Source organism: Paenibacillus sp. 203 (assembly GCF_037027525.1).
Lineage (GTDB): Bacteria > Bacillota > Bacilli > Paenibacillales > Paenibacillaceae > Paenibacillus > Paenibacillus polymyxa_B.
Map to the genome: position 1 here is coordinate 496739 of NZ_JAXCHD010000003.1, position 13365 is coordinate 510103.

General features: G+C 45.0%; 11 protein-coding genes and 1 pseudogene. 3 read left to right on the forward strand and 9 right to left on the reverse strand.

Annotation, left to right across the window (positions count from 1 at the left end):
• Window positions 1-117: 117 nt before the first annotated feature.
• The 7 genes from WA407_RS08670 to WA407_RS08700 form a co-directional block, all read right to left on the reverse strand.
• Window positions 118-1428, reverse strand: coding sequence for an MATE family efflux transporter (locus WA407_RS08670; RefSeq protein WP_250268457.1), 1311 nt, complete (start codon window positions 1426-1428; stop codon window positions 118-120).
• A complete protein-coding gene (locus WA407_RS08675) occupies window positions 1395-2237 on the reverse strand; it encodes an ABC transporter ATP-binding protein (protein ID WP_336077137.1) in 843 nt (280 codons plus the stop codon). Before WA407_RS08675 ends, WA407_RS08670 begins: the two co-directional genes overlap by 34 nt.
• Window positions 2230-3066 (reverse strand): ABC transporter ATP-binding protein, encoded by an 837-nt coding sequence (locus WA407_RS08680; RefSeq protein WP_336077138.1) that lies wholly within the window; start codon window positions 3064-3066, stop codon window positions 2230-2232. Before WA407_RS08680 ends, WA407_RS08675 begins: the two co-directional genes overlap by 8 nt.
• Before the next feature lie 7 nt (window positions 3067-3073).
• Entirely contained in the window at window positions 3074-3928 is an 855-nt protein-coding gene (gene nikC, locus WA407_RS08685) for a nickel transporter permease (RefSeq protein ID WP_235309746.1), read from the reverse strand.
• Window positions 3925-4869 (reverse strand): nickel ABC transporter permease, encoded by a 945-nt coding sequence (gene nikB / locus WA407_RS08690; protein WP_336077140.1) that lies wholly within the window; start codon window positions 4867-4869, stop codon window positions 3925-3927. Before nikB ends, nikC begins: the two co-directional genes overlap by 4 nt.
• Window position 4870: 1 nt before the next feature.
• Window positions 4871-6406 (reverse strand): nickel ABC transporter substrate-binding protein, encoded by a 1536-nt coding sequence (gene nikA / locus WA407_RS08695; RefSeq protein ID WP_336077141.1) that lies wholly within the window; start codon window positions 6404-6406, stop codon window positions 4871-4873.
• Between the two features lie 197 nt (window positions 6407-6603).
• On the reverse strand, window positions 6604-8067 hold the full coding sequence (locus tag WA407_RS08700; RefSeq protein ID WP_336077215.1) for a DHA2 family efflux MFS transporter permease subunit: 1464 nt from the start codon (window positions 8065-8067) through the stop codon (window positions 6604-6606).
• 136 nt (window positions 8068-8203) lie between these two features.
• Here WA407_RS08700 and WA407_RS08705 point away from each other — a divergent pair, with 136 nt between their 5' ends.
• Both WA407_RS08705 and WA407_RS08710 read left to right on the forward strand, forming a co-directional pair.
• Window positions 8204-8773: a TetR/AcrR family transcriptional regulator gene (locus WA407_RS08705; RefSeq protein ID WP_061828312.1), complete on the forward strand. Its 570-nt coding sequence runs from the start codon at window positions 8204-8206 to the stop codon at window positions 8771-8773.
• 201 nt (window positions 8774-8974) lie between these two features.
• The gene (locus WA407_RS08710) at window positions 8975-9226 is read left to right on the forward strand and encodes a YolD-like family protein (protein WP_336077142.1); all 252 of its coding nucleotides are present in this window, start codon (window positions 8975-8977) and stop codon (window positions 9224-9226) included.
• 206 nt (window positions 9227-9432) lie between these two features.
• Here WA407_RS08710 and WA407_RS08715 read toward each other — a convergent pair.
• Window positions 9433-9761: pseudogene (locus WA407_RS08715) on the reverse strand (DUF3817 domain-containing protein).
• 479 nt (window positions 9762-10240) lie between these two features.
• Between WA407_RS08715 and WA407_RS08720 the strand changes: the two are divergent.
• Window positions 10241-12292 carry a stalk domain-containing protein gene (locus WA407_RS08720; RefSeq protein ID WP_336077143.1) on the forward strand — a complete coding sequence of 684 codons (2052 nt, stop codon included), beginning with the start codon at window positions 10241-10243 and terminating at the stop codon, window positions 12290-12292.
• 86 nt (window positions 12293-12378) lie between these two features.
• Here the strand turns inward: WA407_RS08720 and WA407_RS08725 are convergent, their stop codons facing one another.
• Window positions 12379-13341: an aldo/keto reductase gene (locus tag WA407_RS08725; protein ID WP_336077144.1), complete on the reverse strand. Its 963-nt coding sequence runs from the start codon at window positions 13339-13341 to the stop codon at window positions 12379-12381.
• Between the last annotated feature and the right edge of the window lie 24 nt (window positions 13342-13365).

Below are 13365 nucleotides of genomic sequence, written 5' to 3' on the forward strand. Positions count from 1 at the left end.
TATCTGCAAACCCTAACCTGAAAGCCGTATGAATATATAATAAAAGGATGTCCCAACACCACGTACATGGTGGATGGGACATCCTTTGTTTTTGAGAGCGATGTAAATCAGGTGCTGCTATATCCTCTGCAAGCGAGGTAAATAGATTACAAGAAACAGTGACCGTCCTAGTGCAAATACGATAAAGGACAGCCAAAGTCCGTGATTCCCATAATGGGGAACGCACCAGAAGAGAGCGATCAAAAAGCAGAGCAATGAGATCAGCATCGAATTACGGATCGGATACGTTACCGTCATCCCCGTAAACACACCGTAGAATACCAGTCCCAGCCCGGCTGCCAGCGGAAAGACCACAAGCCATCCATTATAAGGGCCTGTAAGACTAATCACTGTGGCATTATCCGTAAATAGCGAGATAAGCGGCTCTTTCAGTGCGAAATACAATCCTCCCGTCACTACGCTGGTCACCAGTGTCCAGAACCAGGACAAGTGAATAACCCTTTGCAGCATTTTACGATCCCCGGCACCCCGAGCCTGACCCGTCATAATGCTACTGGCGTTGGCGAACCCATCAAAAAAGTAAGCCATAATATAGTGGATCTGTAGCAAAATAGCGTTCGCCGCCAACTGATCGGTCCCAAAGCTCGCACTGCGCGCCGTAAACAGATTAAACATTGTCAGCAGACAGGCTGTACGAATCATAAGATCAAGGTTTGTTGCCATGACACTTTTCAACTCTGAGGCTCCAAACCAACCTCGCCAATTCATCTGTCCGCTTTGCTTCCATTCTCTCCAAATCGATGAGCGGAACACCAGAACTAGACCCAATATACATGCAAGAGCCTCTGCAATCAGAGTAGCGCTTGCTACACCAGTGACATTCCAATGCATCATCTGTGTAAATACAATAGCTAATACCATATTGATTACGTTCATTGAAATTTGCAAAAATAATGTAGCCTTCACACGGGATAATCCCATCAGCCAGCCAAGCAGCACATAGTTCACCAATGTAAGAGGGGCTCCCCAAATACGAATGTTAAAATAAATTGCTGCCTGCGCCGCTACATCCTGAGCCGGATGGATTAGCTGAAGAGAAGCTAGCAGAATTGGCTTTTGTAACACAATGAATACCGCACCAATGAGTAGAGCAATGGCCAGTGGGCGCATGAGAGCAGCTATGCTCTGGTCGTTATTTTGTGCCCCCGCGGCTTGTGCCGTGAAAGCCGATGTGCTGACTCGCAGGAAGCCAAACAGCCAATATAAAGTATTGAAAATAAGAGTGCCCACCGCTACACCGCCTAAATACGCGGAATGGCTCAAATGACCGATTACAGCTGTATCCACCGCACCGAGCAGCGGGGTTGTAATCGTCGAAATAATTAAAGGGATAGCTAAAGCAAGATAGGCTCGGTGGGAAGGCAACATGTTGAAAAAACCTCCAGTAATGATTGTGTATAAGGATGGCGATCCGAATGAAATAATGCTTCTTTGGGAAAATGCTCAACCACACTGCCTTCTTTCATGACCATGATTCGATCACTCATAAAGTGCACAGCCGCCAGATCATGTGAGATAAACAGGTAAGCCAGTCCTAGCTCATCCTGCAAATCCTTGAGAAGATTTAAAACGGTGGCTTGTGTAGTCACATCCAAACTTGCCGTTGGCTCGTCTAATACGATAAAATCCGGCTCTGTGCTGATGGCACGCGCGATGGTTACACGCTGCTTTTCCCCACCGCTGAGCTGATGTGGAAACTTGTCCAGATAGCTGGCTGGAAGCTTTACCATATCAAGCAAATGTTCTGCTATATCCCGACGTTCTGAGGACATACCCGCCATAAAGGAAGGAACATAGTACTTAAGCTGGTCCAGTGGCTCCAGCAGGGAGTGCAGGATGGTTAGTCTGGGGTTCAAAGCCGCAGATGGATGTTGAAATACTGCACCCAGCCTGCTGCGAATCCGTTTTAATTCGCTCAGCTTTAGCCCTCGGATAGACTGTCCATCCAGTCTAAGCTCGCCTTGATCAAATGGGTCCAGTGTCAAAATACAGCGAGCGAGTGTACTTTTCCCACTGCCGCTTTCCCCGACGATGCCCAGACATTCTCGGGAGGAGATCGTCAGAGCAACATCTTGCAGCACCGTTTTGCCTCCAGCGTAAGCCTTCGTCAAACCGGAGACGGTCACGACAGGATTAGAAGTGTCTTGCCGTTGAGCGCAGGTGGCTTGGTTATCCATGTAAAGCGCTCCTTTCCATTGCGTTCTGTTCTTCAGTGCTGTTGTAAGGTAAACGTGCTGGAGCGCCCGGAGACAGCGGCGGAATAGCCGCCAGTAGACGACGAGTATACGGGTGGTCCGGATGGTTCAGCACCGCTTGCGTGTCACCTATTTCAACCAGTGAACCTTCGCGCATCACTGCGATTCGATCTGCATACTTGCGTACATGACGCAGGTCATGAGTGATCCACAAGACGGAAATACCCGTCTCCGTCCGGATTTGGTCAATGAGTTGGAGCACCCGATGTGCTGTGAGCGTATCCAGCGCTGTTGTAGGCTCGTCGGCAATAAGCAACTTGGGCTCCAGCAGTAGTGCAGCCGCAATAGCTGCCCGTTGCAATTGACCGCCGCTGAGCTGGAACGGATAGCTGCGGTACACACGCTCGGCGGGAAGCTGTACGTGCTCCAGCACCTCGATACAGCGCTGTTTGCGCGCCTTGCGATCTTGTTTGCCATGGGCGCGCATCAGCTCGTCCAGTTGGCTGCCTACACGCAGAAAGGGGGTGAAAGCCCCGTGGTAGTCTTGAAAAATGTAAGATATTTCACTACCCAGCAAAGAACGTCGTTGTTTAGCGGATAGGGCTAGCAAATTATTGTCCTTCCACGCAATGATTCCTTCCGCTGTAACAGAAGAGGGGAGAAGGCCGCCGATAGCGAACGCCGTCATGCTTTTGCCGCTACCGCTTTCGCCGGCTAGAGCACACCATTCTCCCGGACGAATGGCAAGCTCCAGTTGCTCTACAATCGTTTTTACATTTGTCCGAATCGTTAAGCCTTCAATAGTCAGCATGTACAGCTCACTCCTCTGTCCGGGTTTTAACATCATAACGGTCGCGGAGTTTGTCTCCAAATACGTTCGCTAGTAGCACTGTTAGCACGACAGCTATCCCTGGAACCAGCATCAGGTGGGGAGCCATTTGAAAATACGCTCGTCCTTCATTCAACATAGTACCCCATTCGGGAATTGGCGGCTGTGGACCTAAGCCCAAAAAAGATAGGGAGGCAATCATTAGAATGATTTTGCCGATATCCAGCGTAGCCAGCACAAGAACATTCCCAATTGCATGGGGGAGAATATGCCGCATGACAATCCGCAGGGAGGAGGTACCCGCCAGTATGGATAACGAAATGTAATCCTTTTGCTTTTCAGCCAGAACGGTACTACGCACCAGACGTGCATAACCAACCCATTTTACCGCCGTCACCGCGAAAATAAGATTTACTAAGCCTGGTCCGAGCAAACCGCTCAGTACAATGGCAAAAATGTAATCAGGCAATGTCATGAAGGCATCGACCACCCGCTTGAATACACGATCCATCCAGCCTCCAATAAATCCTGAAAGCAGACCAAGAGGGACCCCGACAACCAGCGAAACGGCCAAAATCAATAAACTGGTTCCGACAGTCGTCCGAAGTCCAGCTATCACTCTCGATAGTACATCTCTGCCCAAATGATCCGTTCCCAGCCAGTGTGTAGCGCTGATCGATTGTAGTCGATTCCCCATCTGGATGCGATACGGATCTTGCGGTGCAAGAAACGGAACGACTGTAATTGCTGCAAGAATGAGCAGGATGGAGAGCGACACGATCCATGTTTTGGACAATCGTGTTCTAGTGAGCTGCCCGTTTTCCGCATGTACGGATTTTATCATGATAAACGTTTCTCCTTCAAAGCGATTTCAGGATTGACCCAACGGTAGGACAGCTCTACCAAAATATTGATACATACAATGAATGCAGCCATAAATACGGTATAGCCCTGAATTATGGGGTAATCCCTTGCAGCGATGGCATCCACAATCCATTTGCCCAGCCCCGGATAGGCGAATAGCACTTCAATTACGACTGTACCTCCCAGTAGGCTGCCTATACTCTCACTGAATACCGTAATAAGCGGAACTAGACTGTGACGAAGCATGTGTCTGAAAAAAATGCGGATGGGGCTGATTCCACGCGCTTGCGCCGCTTTGATAAAGTCTTGCCCCGAGCTTTCAATCAGACTTGCGCGGATCATTCGTACATAAACGGCTGCCATTGCCAATCCCAAGGTAAGAGAAGGGAGTACCAAATGAAAAGCGGTTCCTTCACCCATAGACGGCAAAATGCGCAATTTAACTGCAAACCATTCGATAAACAAAAGCCCCAGCCAAAAGCTGGGAATCGAGGAGCCGATTAAGGCAAACACACGACTGGCTCTGTCAATCCAACGGTTACGGTAGAGCGCTGCCATCGTTCCGAGCGGGAGAGCTATCAGCAGCATAATGAACAGGGAGCCTCCGGTCAGCAGAAGTGTATAAGGCAGTTTTTCCATAAACTCTGTGAATACCGGACGATGGGTTAAATAAGATTGTCCAAAATCAAACTGAAGCAACTGGATCAGCCACTTCCCATATTGTACAGGTAATGGCTGATCCAGCCCCAGTTGGCTGCGCATATCTGCAATTTGCTGATTGGACACAGCTACATCGTCGACTCGGAGAATGCTCCGGACGGGATCGCCCGGAACAAGCTTAAGCAGAAAAAAGCTCACAAAGGAAAGAATAAGAAAGAACAAAACCAGTTCAAGAAACTTTTTGGCGATGGATTTAAACATGCTAGTTCACATCCAGGTCCTGGGTCAGCAAGTAGTATTCACTTTGGCTAGTTACCCAGTTATGTACGTAATCGCGATATGCCACTACGTTGTTAGGATGGACCAGAAAGGATTGCAGATTTTGTTGGTCAATCAGCGTGACAGCCTTCAGCGCCAGCTTGTTGCGTTGTTCCTCATTCACGGTTGTGTTCAGCTGTGAGATCATACCCGTGAGTTCTGGTACATTTACACGCCCATAATTCAGTGCTCCTTCAGGCATGTAAGCCGCATTCAGAAAATAGCTTGCATCGCCGCGCGGGGCTGTAATGCTACTATAAGTCGCTAAATCCCAATCCTGATGTGCGGCGAGATATTCGTCAATATTATCAACCTGACGGATATCAATCGTAATGCCAAGTTCTTTAGCGTTAGCCTGAATCAGCTGGGAAATGAGTGGAAGCTCCGCTCTCGACTGGTAAGTTAGCAATGTAAGATGAAGCGGCTTGCCGTCGGGATTCGCAACTTTTCCGTTCTGCACTGTATATCCAGCTTGCTTGAAGCCTTCTCGTGCAGCATTCAAATCAAACTGTTTCGTAATATATTTCGGTGAAAAAGGAAAGTCGGACAAGAACGGGCCTTGAGCAGGGGTTCCCTGACCAGACATGATACCACTGGCAATCTCATCCCGGTTGATCAGGTTATCGAATGCTTTACGCACAGCCGTCTTTTTCAGATCTTTATTGTTCATATTGTAAATCAGTTGATGCGTTCGCAAACTAGGAAGCGAGTCTACCTTAACAGTAGAATCAGCTTTCAATAGCTCCAAGCTTTCAATTGGCGGGCGATACACAATATCAGCTGTTTTGGCTTGAAAAGCAAGCTGACGCGCATTGGCGTCTTCGTTAAACATGAATTTGGCATGTTTCAACTTTACTTCACCGTTCCAATATTGTTCATTGCGATCTAAATTCAGTTCACTTCCAGCACGGAAGCTGGCAACCTTGAACGGTCCCGTCCCTGATGGGAGGTCACCTGTAGCTGTGGTGTCTATAATAGCCGTATTCGGATGAACCAGCTCAGACACAAATTCCGGGAAAGGCTTGTCTGTCGTAATGGTCAAAATCTGTCCATCCGCATGAATATCACGGATATGTAGCGCATTTTTGACCGATGGATTGAGCTTTAACGCTCTTTCCAAAGAGGCTTTGACAGCAGCAGCATTGACGGCTTTACCGCTGTGGAAGTTTACACCTGGTCGGATGTTGAAGGTCCAGTGCTGTCCGTCCTTGCTATCCCATTTTTCTGCAAGCCAAGCTTCCAGCTTGAGATCCTTGTTCACTTTGATCAGTGTTTCACTTACTCCAGCACGAACAGCTGTGTAATTTACATCTGAATGAGGATCTATAGAAGGGCTTTGCACGTTAAACAATAAGGTGACACTTTTATCTTGTGGTGCAGCAGATGGAGAGGGTGAAGCTGACGGAGATGAAGCGCAGGCTGCCATCATCACCGCCATTACCGCAGGTATAAATAGTTTAAAATACGAACGCTTAAACACAGGGAGTCCTCCTTAATAGTAATCGTAATTTTTACGCTTTAATTCATAAACCATATCGTAACCAAATGAAGGAGCTTTGTAAATATGTAATTGATGAATGTGTATGTAAATTCATATTAAAAAAGGCTGCATAACCAATAGTGAGATGGTTAGCAGCCTTTAAGTATATTTAGATATGTTTACAAAAAATTTATGAATTAATGCATGGGTGCTTTGGCAGTGCCATGTTCAACATGAACTCTGCGGATGAAAAACGCAAGGATCAACCCGATCACACTGATGATCATCGCAAAGAAAAATGAATTTTGTGATCCGATTGCCATGGCATTGGCCATTTCATTTACGGATTCAGGCATACTGGATTGGCTCAAATAGCTGTCCATGCCCTTCGAGAGAATGCTTACCGCTACGGCTGTACCAATAGCACCAGCAACTTGTTGGAGCGTGCTCATAATGGCCGTTCCGTCTGGGTATAGATCCATAGGGAGCTGGTTAAGTCCGTTTGTCTGAGCTGGCATCATAATCATGGAAATGCCGATCATCAAGCAACTATGAAGCACAATAATGAGTACGAGAGTTGAAGTTGTGGTAATGCCAGACAGGAAAAATAAAACAGCGGCCACGATCACAAGCCCTGGAATGACAAGCCATTTGGGACCGAATTTATCGAATAGGGAGCCCATAATGGGAGACAAGAGACCGTTGATAATCCCACCAGGCAGAAGTACCAAACCTGCTGTTAGAGCAGACAAAGCCAGCCCTTTTTGCAAAAAGAGTGGAAGAATCAGCATCGTAGAAAGGATCGTCATCATACATAAGAACACCATAATAACGCCGATCACGAACATAGGATATTTAAACACACGCAAGTTCAACATAGGCTGCTTCATCTTCAACTGACGTACAGAGAACAGTATCAACGATACCAGACCGACAATCACAGGAAGCAGAACCATCAGGCTAGCCCAACCTTCGCCACCTTCTCCGGATTTACTGAAACCAAACACAACACCGCCGAAGCCTATGGAAGACAGGAGGATAGATAAAAAATCTATTTTAGGCTTGGTCGTTTCTGAAACGTTTTGCATAAATAAAATACCGCAAATCAGCGAGAGAACCAAGAACGGAAGAGAAATCCAGAAGATCCAGTGCCAAGACAGATTTTGCAGTACCAGTCCTGCAATGGTAGGTCCCACGGCAGGTGCAAACATAATTACCAATCCGATGATCCCCATAGCCGCGCCTCTCTTTTCAGCCGGGAAAATGATCAAGATGGTGTTAAACATCAACGGCAATAACAACGCTGTACCAATGGCCTGAAGAATACGTGCGATCAATAGCACTGAAAAAGTAGGTGCAAGTGCAGCAACGAGACAACCAGCTATTGAAAACAGCAACGATGTCACAAACAACTGTCTTGTTGTAAAGGTTTGAATCAGCAATCCCGATACAGGTACTAAAATACCGAGTGTGAGCAGATAAGCGGTAGTCAACCATTGGGCTGTTGCAGTTGTAATATGCAAAATCTGCATCAAATCATTCAGTGCAATGTTAAGTGCCGTTTCACTGAACATCCCAATAAAGCCGCTAAGGAGCAGGGCAATCATAATAGGTAGCACCTTGAACGTTTTGGGTTCAGAGGGTGAACTCGATTGACTCATTGTATTCATGTTGTTTTTGTTCCTCCAATAAATTAATGGTGTTGAATTATAACGATCGGTCTATATATAATAAACATGTTGTTATTTTTTTGTCAAAGTATAAGTTATAACTACTATATAATGAAGGATGCTGTATATGGCTGCTAAACCCGAATCATACGAGAATATCGTACAAACCGCATCGAAGCTCTTTTTTCATCAGGGGTATCACGCGACCGGACTGAATCAGATTCTTGCGGAGAGTGGATCACCGAAAGGGTCACTTTATTATTATTTTCCGCGTGGTAAAGAAGAATTGGCTTTGGAGTGCATAAGAAGAGGGAATGAGTTTATAAAGCAAAAATTAAAACAGACACTGAACGGGAATGATAATCCAGTACTAGCCATTCAGGATTTTATTCGTAATACAGCTGAGGAGGCAGACCGTACCGGCTTTAACGACTTCATGCCGATTGGCTTCTGGGCTGCTGCGGAAACTTCCTGTATTAGTGAATCGCTACGTCATGCCTGTGTGAATACGTTTACAGATTGGCAGCACATCTATATGGAGCGCCTTCAGGATTCGGGCTGGGAAGAGGAAAAGGCACATAGTCTGGCGGTACTTATTATTTCGATGCTCGAAGGTGCATTGATTTTGGCCGTTACGCAACAGAGCAGTGCTCCTATATATAATATCGTGGATTACATTCCGCAGTTGGTCAAATAATCCTGTCTCTTCGACTTTTAATCGCTCCTAATGGGCTCCAACAAGCAACTTTAAAAAGCCGATATTTTCGGTTTTGAGAACTCGGCTTTTTTGTGGCTCTGAGACGTAATTTTACTCACATTACCAGCACCAAATGATGAAAAGTATGGTAAAATAGAATGAATTTGATTTTGATTTTGCACGAAGGAAGGGTGATAGCAAGTGGCAAAAGCGAAGGTACCCAAACGGCCTACTCGGGATGAATTTGTACTGGAGGAAATCGGGAATCAGCTTGTAGAAGCACAACGAGAGCAATCCGAAGTTGTATTGACCGTATGGGGACGCGAAGAAACAACCCGTGGACAAATTGTTAAAATGGACCCGAGAACAGGAAAGGTTCATGTAGAGAGTAATGGAGAAACGGATAAAGTTTCTTTTATGGATATTATGAGTGTAAATTACCCGAGAGATTAGTTGTTGTGATTACATAAATATAGCAGATAGGGAAGAAAAGAATGACAAAGTTAGAGTCTCCCTTACTGCGTGGGAAAGTAACAATTTACAATTCGCGTATACAAAAACAACCGAGTGGTTTAGAGCCATCGGTTGTTTTTGTATACTGCTGCATGAGTGGGAAGAGAAAGCAACGTTATTGTGTTGGCACTTGCCCTTGTACATGCTTATGTAGCTTTTATCGGGCTGGTATGACTCGCACGTGCTTCGGCTTTTTAAGCACCTTACGATCAAAAATGAAGGGGCCAAACGGCAACAGTGAGGCAATCAAGGCAGCAAGACTTTGCAGTAGCGTTATTTTCCGCATAATCAGCATGACCACAGTCGCTACAACATAAGCCACGAACAGTACCCCATGGATCATACCCACCCAGCTTACCATTTGCGGTATTCCAGCTGCGTATTTAAGTGGCATAGCGATACACACAAGCAGTAGATATGAAATTGCTTCAATATTACCAATGACACCAAACATCTTAAAGGCATTTTTGAACATAATACACCTCTTTCTCTTATTACTTAAAATTTAATATATCCTATAATGCAATGTTATTAAACGGTAGAAAGTTACGATATATCGAATATTTATAGCTGAATCCAAGGTTATGTCAGAGCTTTCACATGATTGAAGTATCCAACGTCCCACAGCTTAGCGTCCCCGGAAACGATAATCGTAATTTCGTTTAAATTGTTGAAACAAACAATGGGGCTTATAAAGATGGCTTGGAGTATGAGAAAACACTAAGCTGGTGTAGTTCGAAGGCTTAGCATATATTGTTTGCGCGACCCCTATCTGTAAAAATGCTAGTGTGAAGCCTAAACATTTTGTATGGAAATTCCGATAACAGTTAAATGAATGTCTGTACATTTTAGTGTGAATTTTAAAAGCTGGATTGCAGCAGAAGGGTTTGTAAGCTTGACTTATTAGTTTTGACAAATAAAATTTCCATACTGGTATCAAGGAGAGCATAGATTATGAATAAAAAACGTTTGCGTCAATGGATGGCTCCGTTCGCAACGGCTACACTGATTTTGAATACGGGATATGGCATTTTGGCACCCGATGCAGTGGCTAGCGCGTTGTCGACTGAAAGGCATAACTCAAATCTGACAGGCCTGAATACAGAACAGTTACATACCAAATTAACAATCGCTCAAGGCCGTCATGTGCCTGTTACTTCAGGCACGAAAGTGACTACGTTAACCAAAGGCTATGGTCAGAACACCTATCTTAACCAAATGCTAAAAGTAATGTCGAGCCAAATGGTTACTGCGAATATCGCGCCGGCAGAGGTAAGCAATCTGACAGCGGTTCCTACAGAAACAACAAAAGTAAATTTGTCCTGGAACAATCCGTCGGACATTAATTTTGACCACATAAAAGTGGTAAATGTCACTAACGATGTATATGTAGATAACATTCGAAGTAACTCTTATATGATGAGCGGTTTACAACCGAACACGACATATATCTTTCGCGTGAAAACGGTGAATAAGAGTGGAGATGAATCTCTAGGTACGACAATACAGGCTAAAACGGCTTCCGTTGATGGTCCTGTGGATAAGACACCCCCAGGAGAGGTAAGCGGGCTGACAGCTACGAATGTTGGATATAACGCTTTTACCGTAAATTACATATTGCCTAAGGATGCTGACCTGAGCCAAGCGATCATCTATTTAAATGGTAAGGAAGTGCAGCGAACCTCAGGCACGTCTTACACGTTTAATGTCTTAAATGCTGCTACAGCCTACACTGTAACGGTCAAAACGATAGACAAATCCGGAAATATATCTCAAGGAGTTAGTATTCCAGTTACAACTTCTACGGTCTCTACCGATATTGTACCCGAAGTGACAGGTGCTTCAGTGACATCAGTTAATAACTATAGCGTTACTGTTTCCTGGACAAGACCTAGCGGAATTAATACGGTCAGTCTGTATAAGGATGGGCAACTGGTAACTGATTCAACAGGATCATCCTATACATTCAACAATCTTTCGGCAAGCCAGACCTACACGTTCACGATAAAATCCAAGCGAAGTACAGGTACGTTGTCCTCTGGTGTGAAACTGACTGCTACAACGGACAGTACGTCCTCCAATTCGTCAGAAGTGTCCAATCTTGAAGTAGATAGTAAGAGCGACACCTGGATCAAAATCACCTACGATATGCCGAGTAAAGCCGACAAGGTAAAGATATATGTTGATGGTGATTATGAGGGAACTACAAGCTCTGAGTCCTATAAAATAACGGATTTGCGAGAAGGACGCTGGTATGAGATTAAGGTCGTGACTGTCAATAGTAATGGAAGAGAATCTAGTGGTGTTAAGATATCAGAACGCACGGATTCGGATGGTTACTACTCTTCTTCGTCATCTAGTTCATCGAACTATGAGAAAGCGAGAGATTTGATGCGAATTGCAGAAAACAGTCTGAATGCCTCCGACTGGCGTTCTGCCAGAGATGCAATCAGTGATCTGCCGAGCGGAACCCGTAAAAGCGATTTGCTGGATCGGTTAGAAGCTATTCGCAATAGAGCAATTGGGACCAGTAGTTCATCATCTGGGACGAGTTCTACTACAACAACTTCTGGTACAACGTCCTCCTACCCTAACAATGCGGTTTCCTCATATTCAACTTCGTTCACCCTGACACCAGGAGCTAAATCAGCTTATGTCGATGGTCGTGCTACGACGATGGCTCAGGCTCCGCGAATCATAAATGGGGCGACGATGGTCCCGCTGCGCTTTATCAGTGAACGGATAGGTTACGAGGTAAATTATGAAAAAGCGACTAAAAAGATCATTCTGACTCGACCTACAGACGGCAAACAAGTAGTGCTTCAGGTCAAGAATTCTACCCTTGCCGTGTATGAGTTGAACAACTCCCGGAGTTATTCGACGAACATCACAGCTCCGGTTATTGTTAACGGCTACACGCTGGTTCCATTACGAGTGATTAGCGAGCTTTCGGGGTATCAGGTGAACTATAATACTGCATCCAAACAAATTACGATTACAAAATAAATACTTCTGCAAAAAAGGGTTCTAAAGTTTTCACTTTAGAACCCTTTCTGTGTATTAGGAAGTGTAGGTAGAACAATAACAATCTGTTACTCTGTAAACAAGTTATTTTGATTGAAAAGAATATCGAGTTGCTTAAGCTCGTCACTTGTTAGTCGAACACCCAAAGTTTGAAAATTGGATTCGATTTGATCAGGCTTGGTTGCACCTGGAATAATTAGATCAACGGCTGGACGCGTTAATAGCCAAGCTAGCGCAATCTGTGCAGGATCTGCACCCTTGTCTTTCGCGAATGCTTTGAATCGATCCACGCGTTCCAAATTCGCGAGAAATGCTTCTTTTTGAAACAAAGGATTATTCATTCGTGAAGTATCATTAAATACATCATCCTTCTTATATTTACCGGCCAATAGACCTGATGCGAGCGGGAAAAAAGGAATCAGTGAAATTTCGTGCTCTAGACAATAAGGAATAACGTCGGCTTCTGCATGACGGACCAGTAGTGAGTACTCAGCTTGAAGAACATCCAAGTGCTTATCAGCATTAAAAGCCTTAAGCTGCTCAAAGCTTAAATTTGAAGCGCCAATGGCTTTGATTTTCCCTGACTTCTTCAGCTCTGCAAGTGTGTCAGCAGCTTCAGCCAGCGGGGTACGGCTGTCGGGAAAGTGAAGAAAGAAAATGTCAACATAGTCTGTCTGTAATCTCATCAGGCTGTCATCCACAGCCTTACGTAATGCAGCTGGACTGTTGTCGACTTCCAGATGGCTTTGATTAAATTGCGGGTTAGAAGAAGCTTTAGTAGAGATTACAAGATGTTCCCGGCCACCATGTTCCCGGATGGCCTCACCGATTAACTCCTCAGAGTGGCCCATTCCATACAGAAATGCGGTATCAATGAAATTGATTCCTTTTGCAAGGGCAGTTCTAATTAATTGTCGGCTTAGAGTATCATCGACTTTTGGATACATCATTGAATTACCTACCACACCTGCTCCAAAACCAAGTTTAAATGCTTTTAATCCGGTTTTTCCTATTGCTATTGTATTGTTCATGTTTATAAGCTCCCTTTTGTATGA

What these genes read in the sequence shown, in the direction of transcription:
- WA407_RS08670 (WP_250268457.1), bottom strand. Translation starts at nt 1,428, where the DNA reads ATGTTGCCTTCCCACCGAGCCTATCTTGCTTTAGCTATCCCTTTAATT.
- WA407_RS08675 (WP_336077137.1), bottom strand. Translation starts at nt 2,237, where the DNA reads ATGGATAACCAAGCCACCTGCGCTCAACGGCAAGACACTTCTAATCCT.
- WA407_RS08680 (WP_336077138.1), bottom strand. Translation starts at nt 3,066, where the DNA reads ATGCTGACTATTGAAGGCTTAACGATTCGGACAAATGTAAAAACGATT.
- nikC (WP_235309746.1), bottom strand. Translation starts at nt 3,928, where the DNA reads ATGATAAAATCCGTACATGCGGAAAACGGGCAGCTCACTAGAACACGA.
- nikB (WP_336077140.1), bottom strand. Translation starts at nt 4,869, where the DNA reads ATGTTTAAATCCATCGCCAAAAAGTTTCTTGAACTGGTTTTGTTCTTT.
- WA407_RS08700 (WP_336077215.1), bottom strand. Translation starts at nt 8,067, where the DNA reads ATGAGTCAATCGAGTTCACCCTCTGAACCCAAAACGTTCAAGGTGCTA.
- WA407_RS08705 (WP_061828312.1), top strand. Translation starts at nt 8,204, where the DNA reads ATGGCTGCTAAACCCGAATCATACGAGAATATCGTACAAACCGCATCG.
- WA407_RS08720 (WP_336077143.1), top strand. Translation starts at nt 10,241, where the DNA reads ATGAATAAAAAACGTTTGCGTCAATGGATGGCTCCGTTCGCAACGGCT.
- WA407_RS08725 (WP_336077144.1), bottom strand. Translation starts at nt 13,341, where the DNA reads ATGAACAATACAATAGCAATAGGAAAAACCGGATTAAAAGCATTTAAA.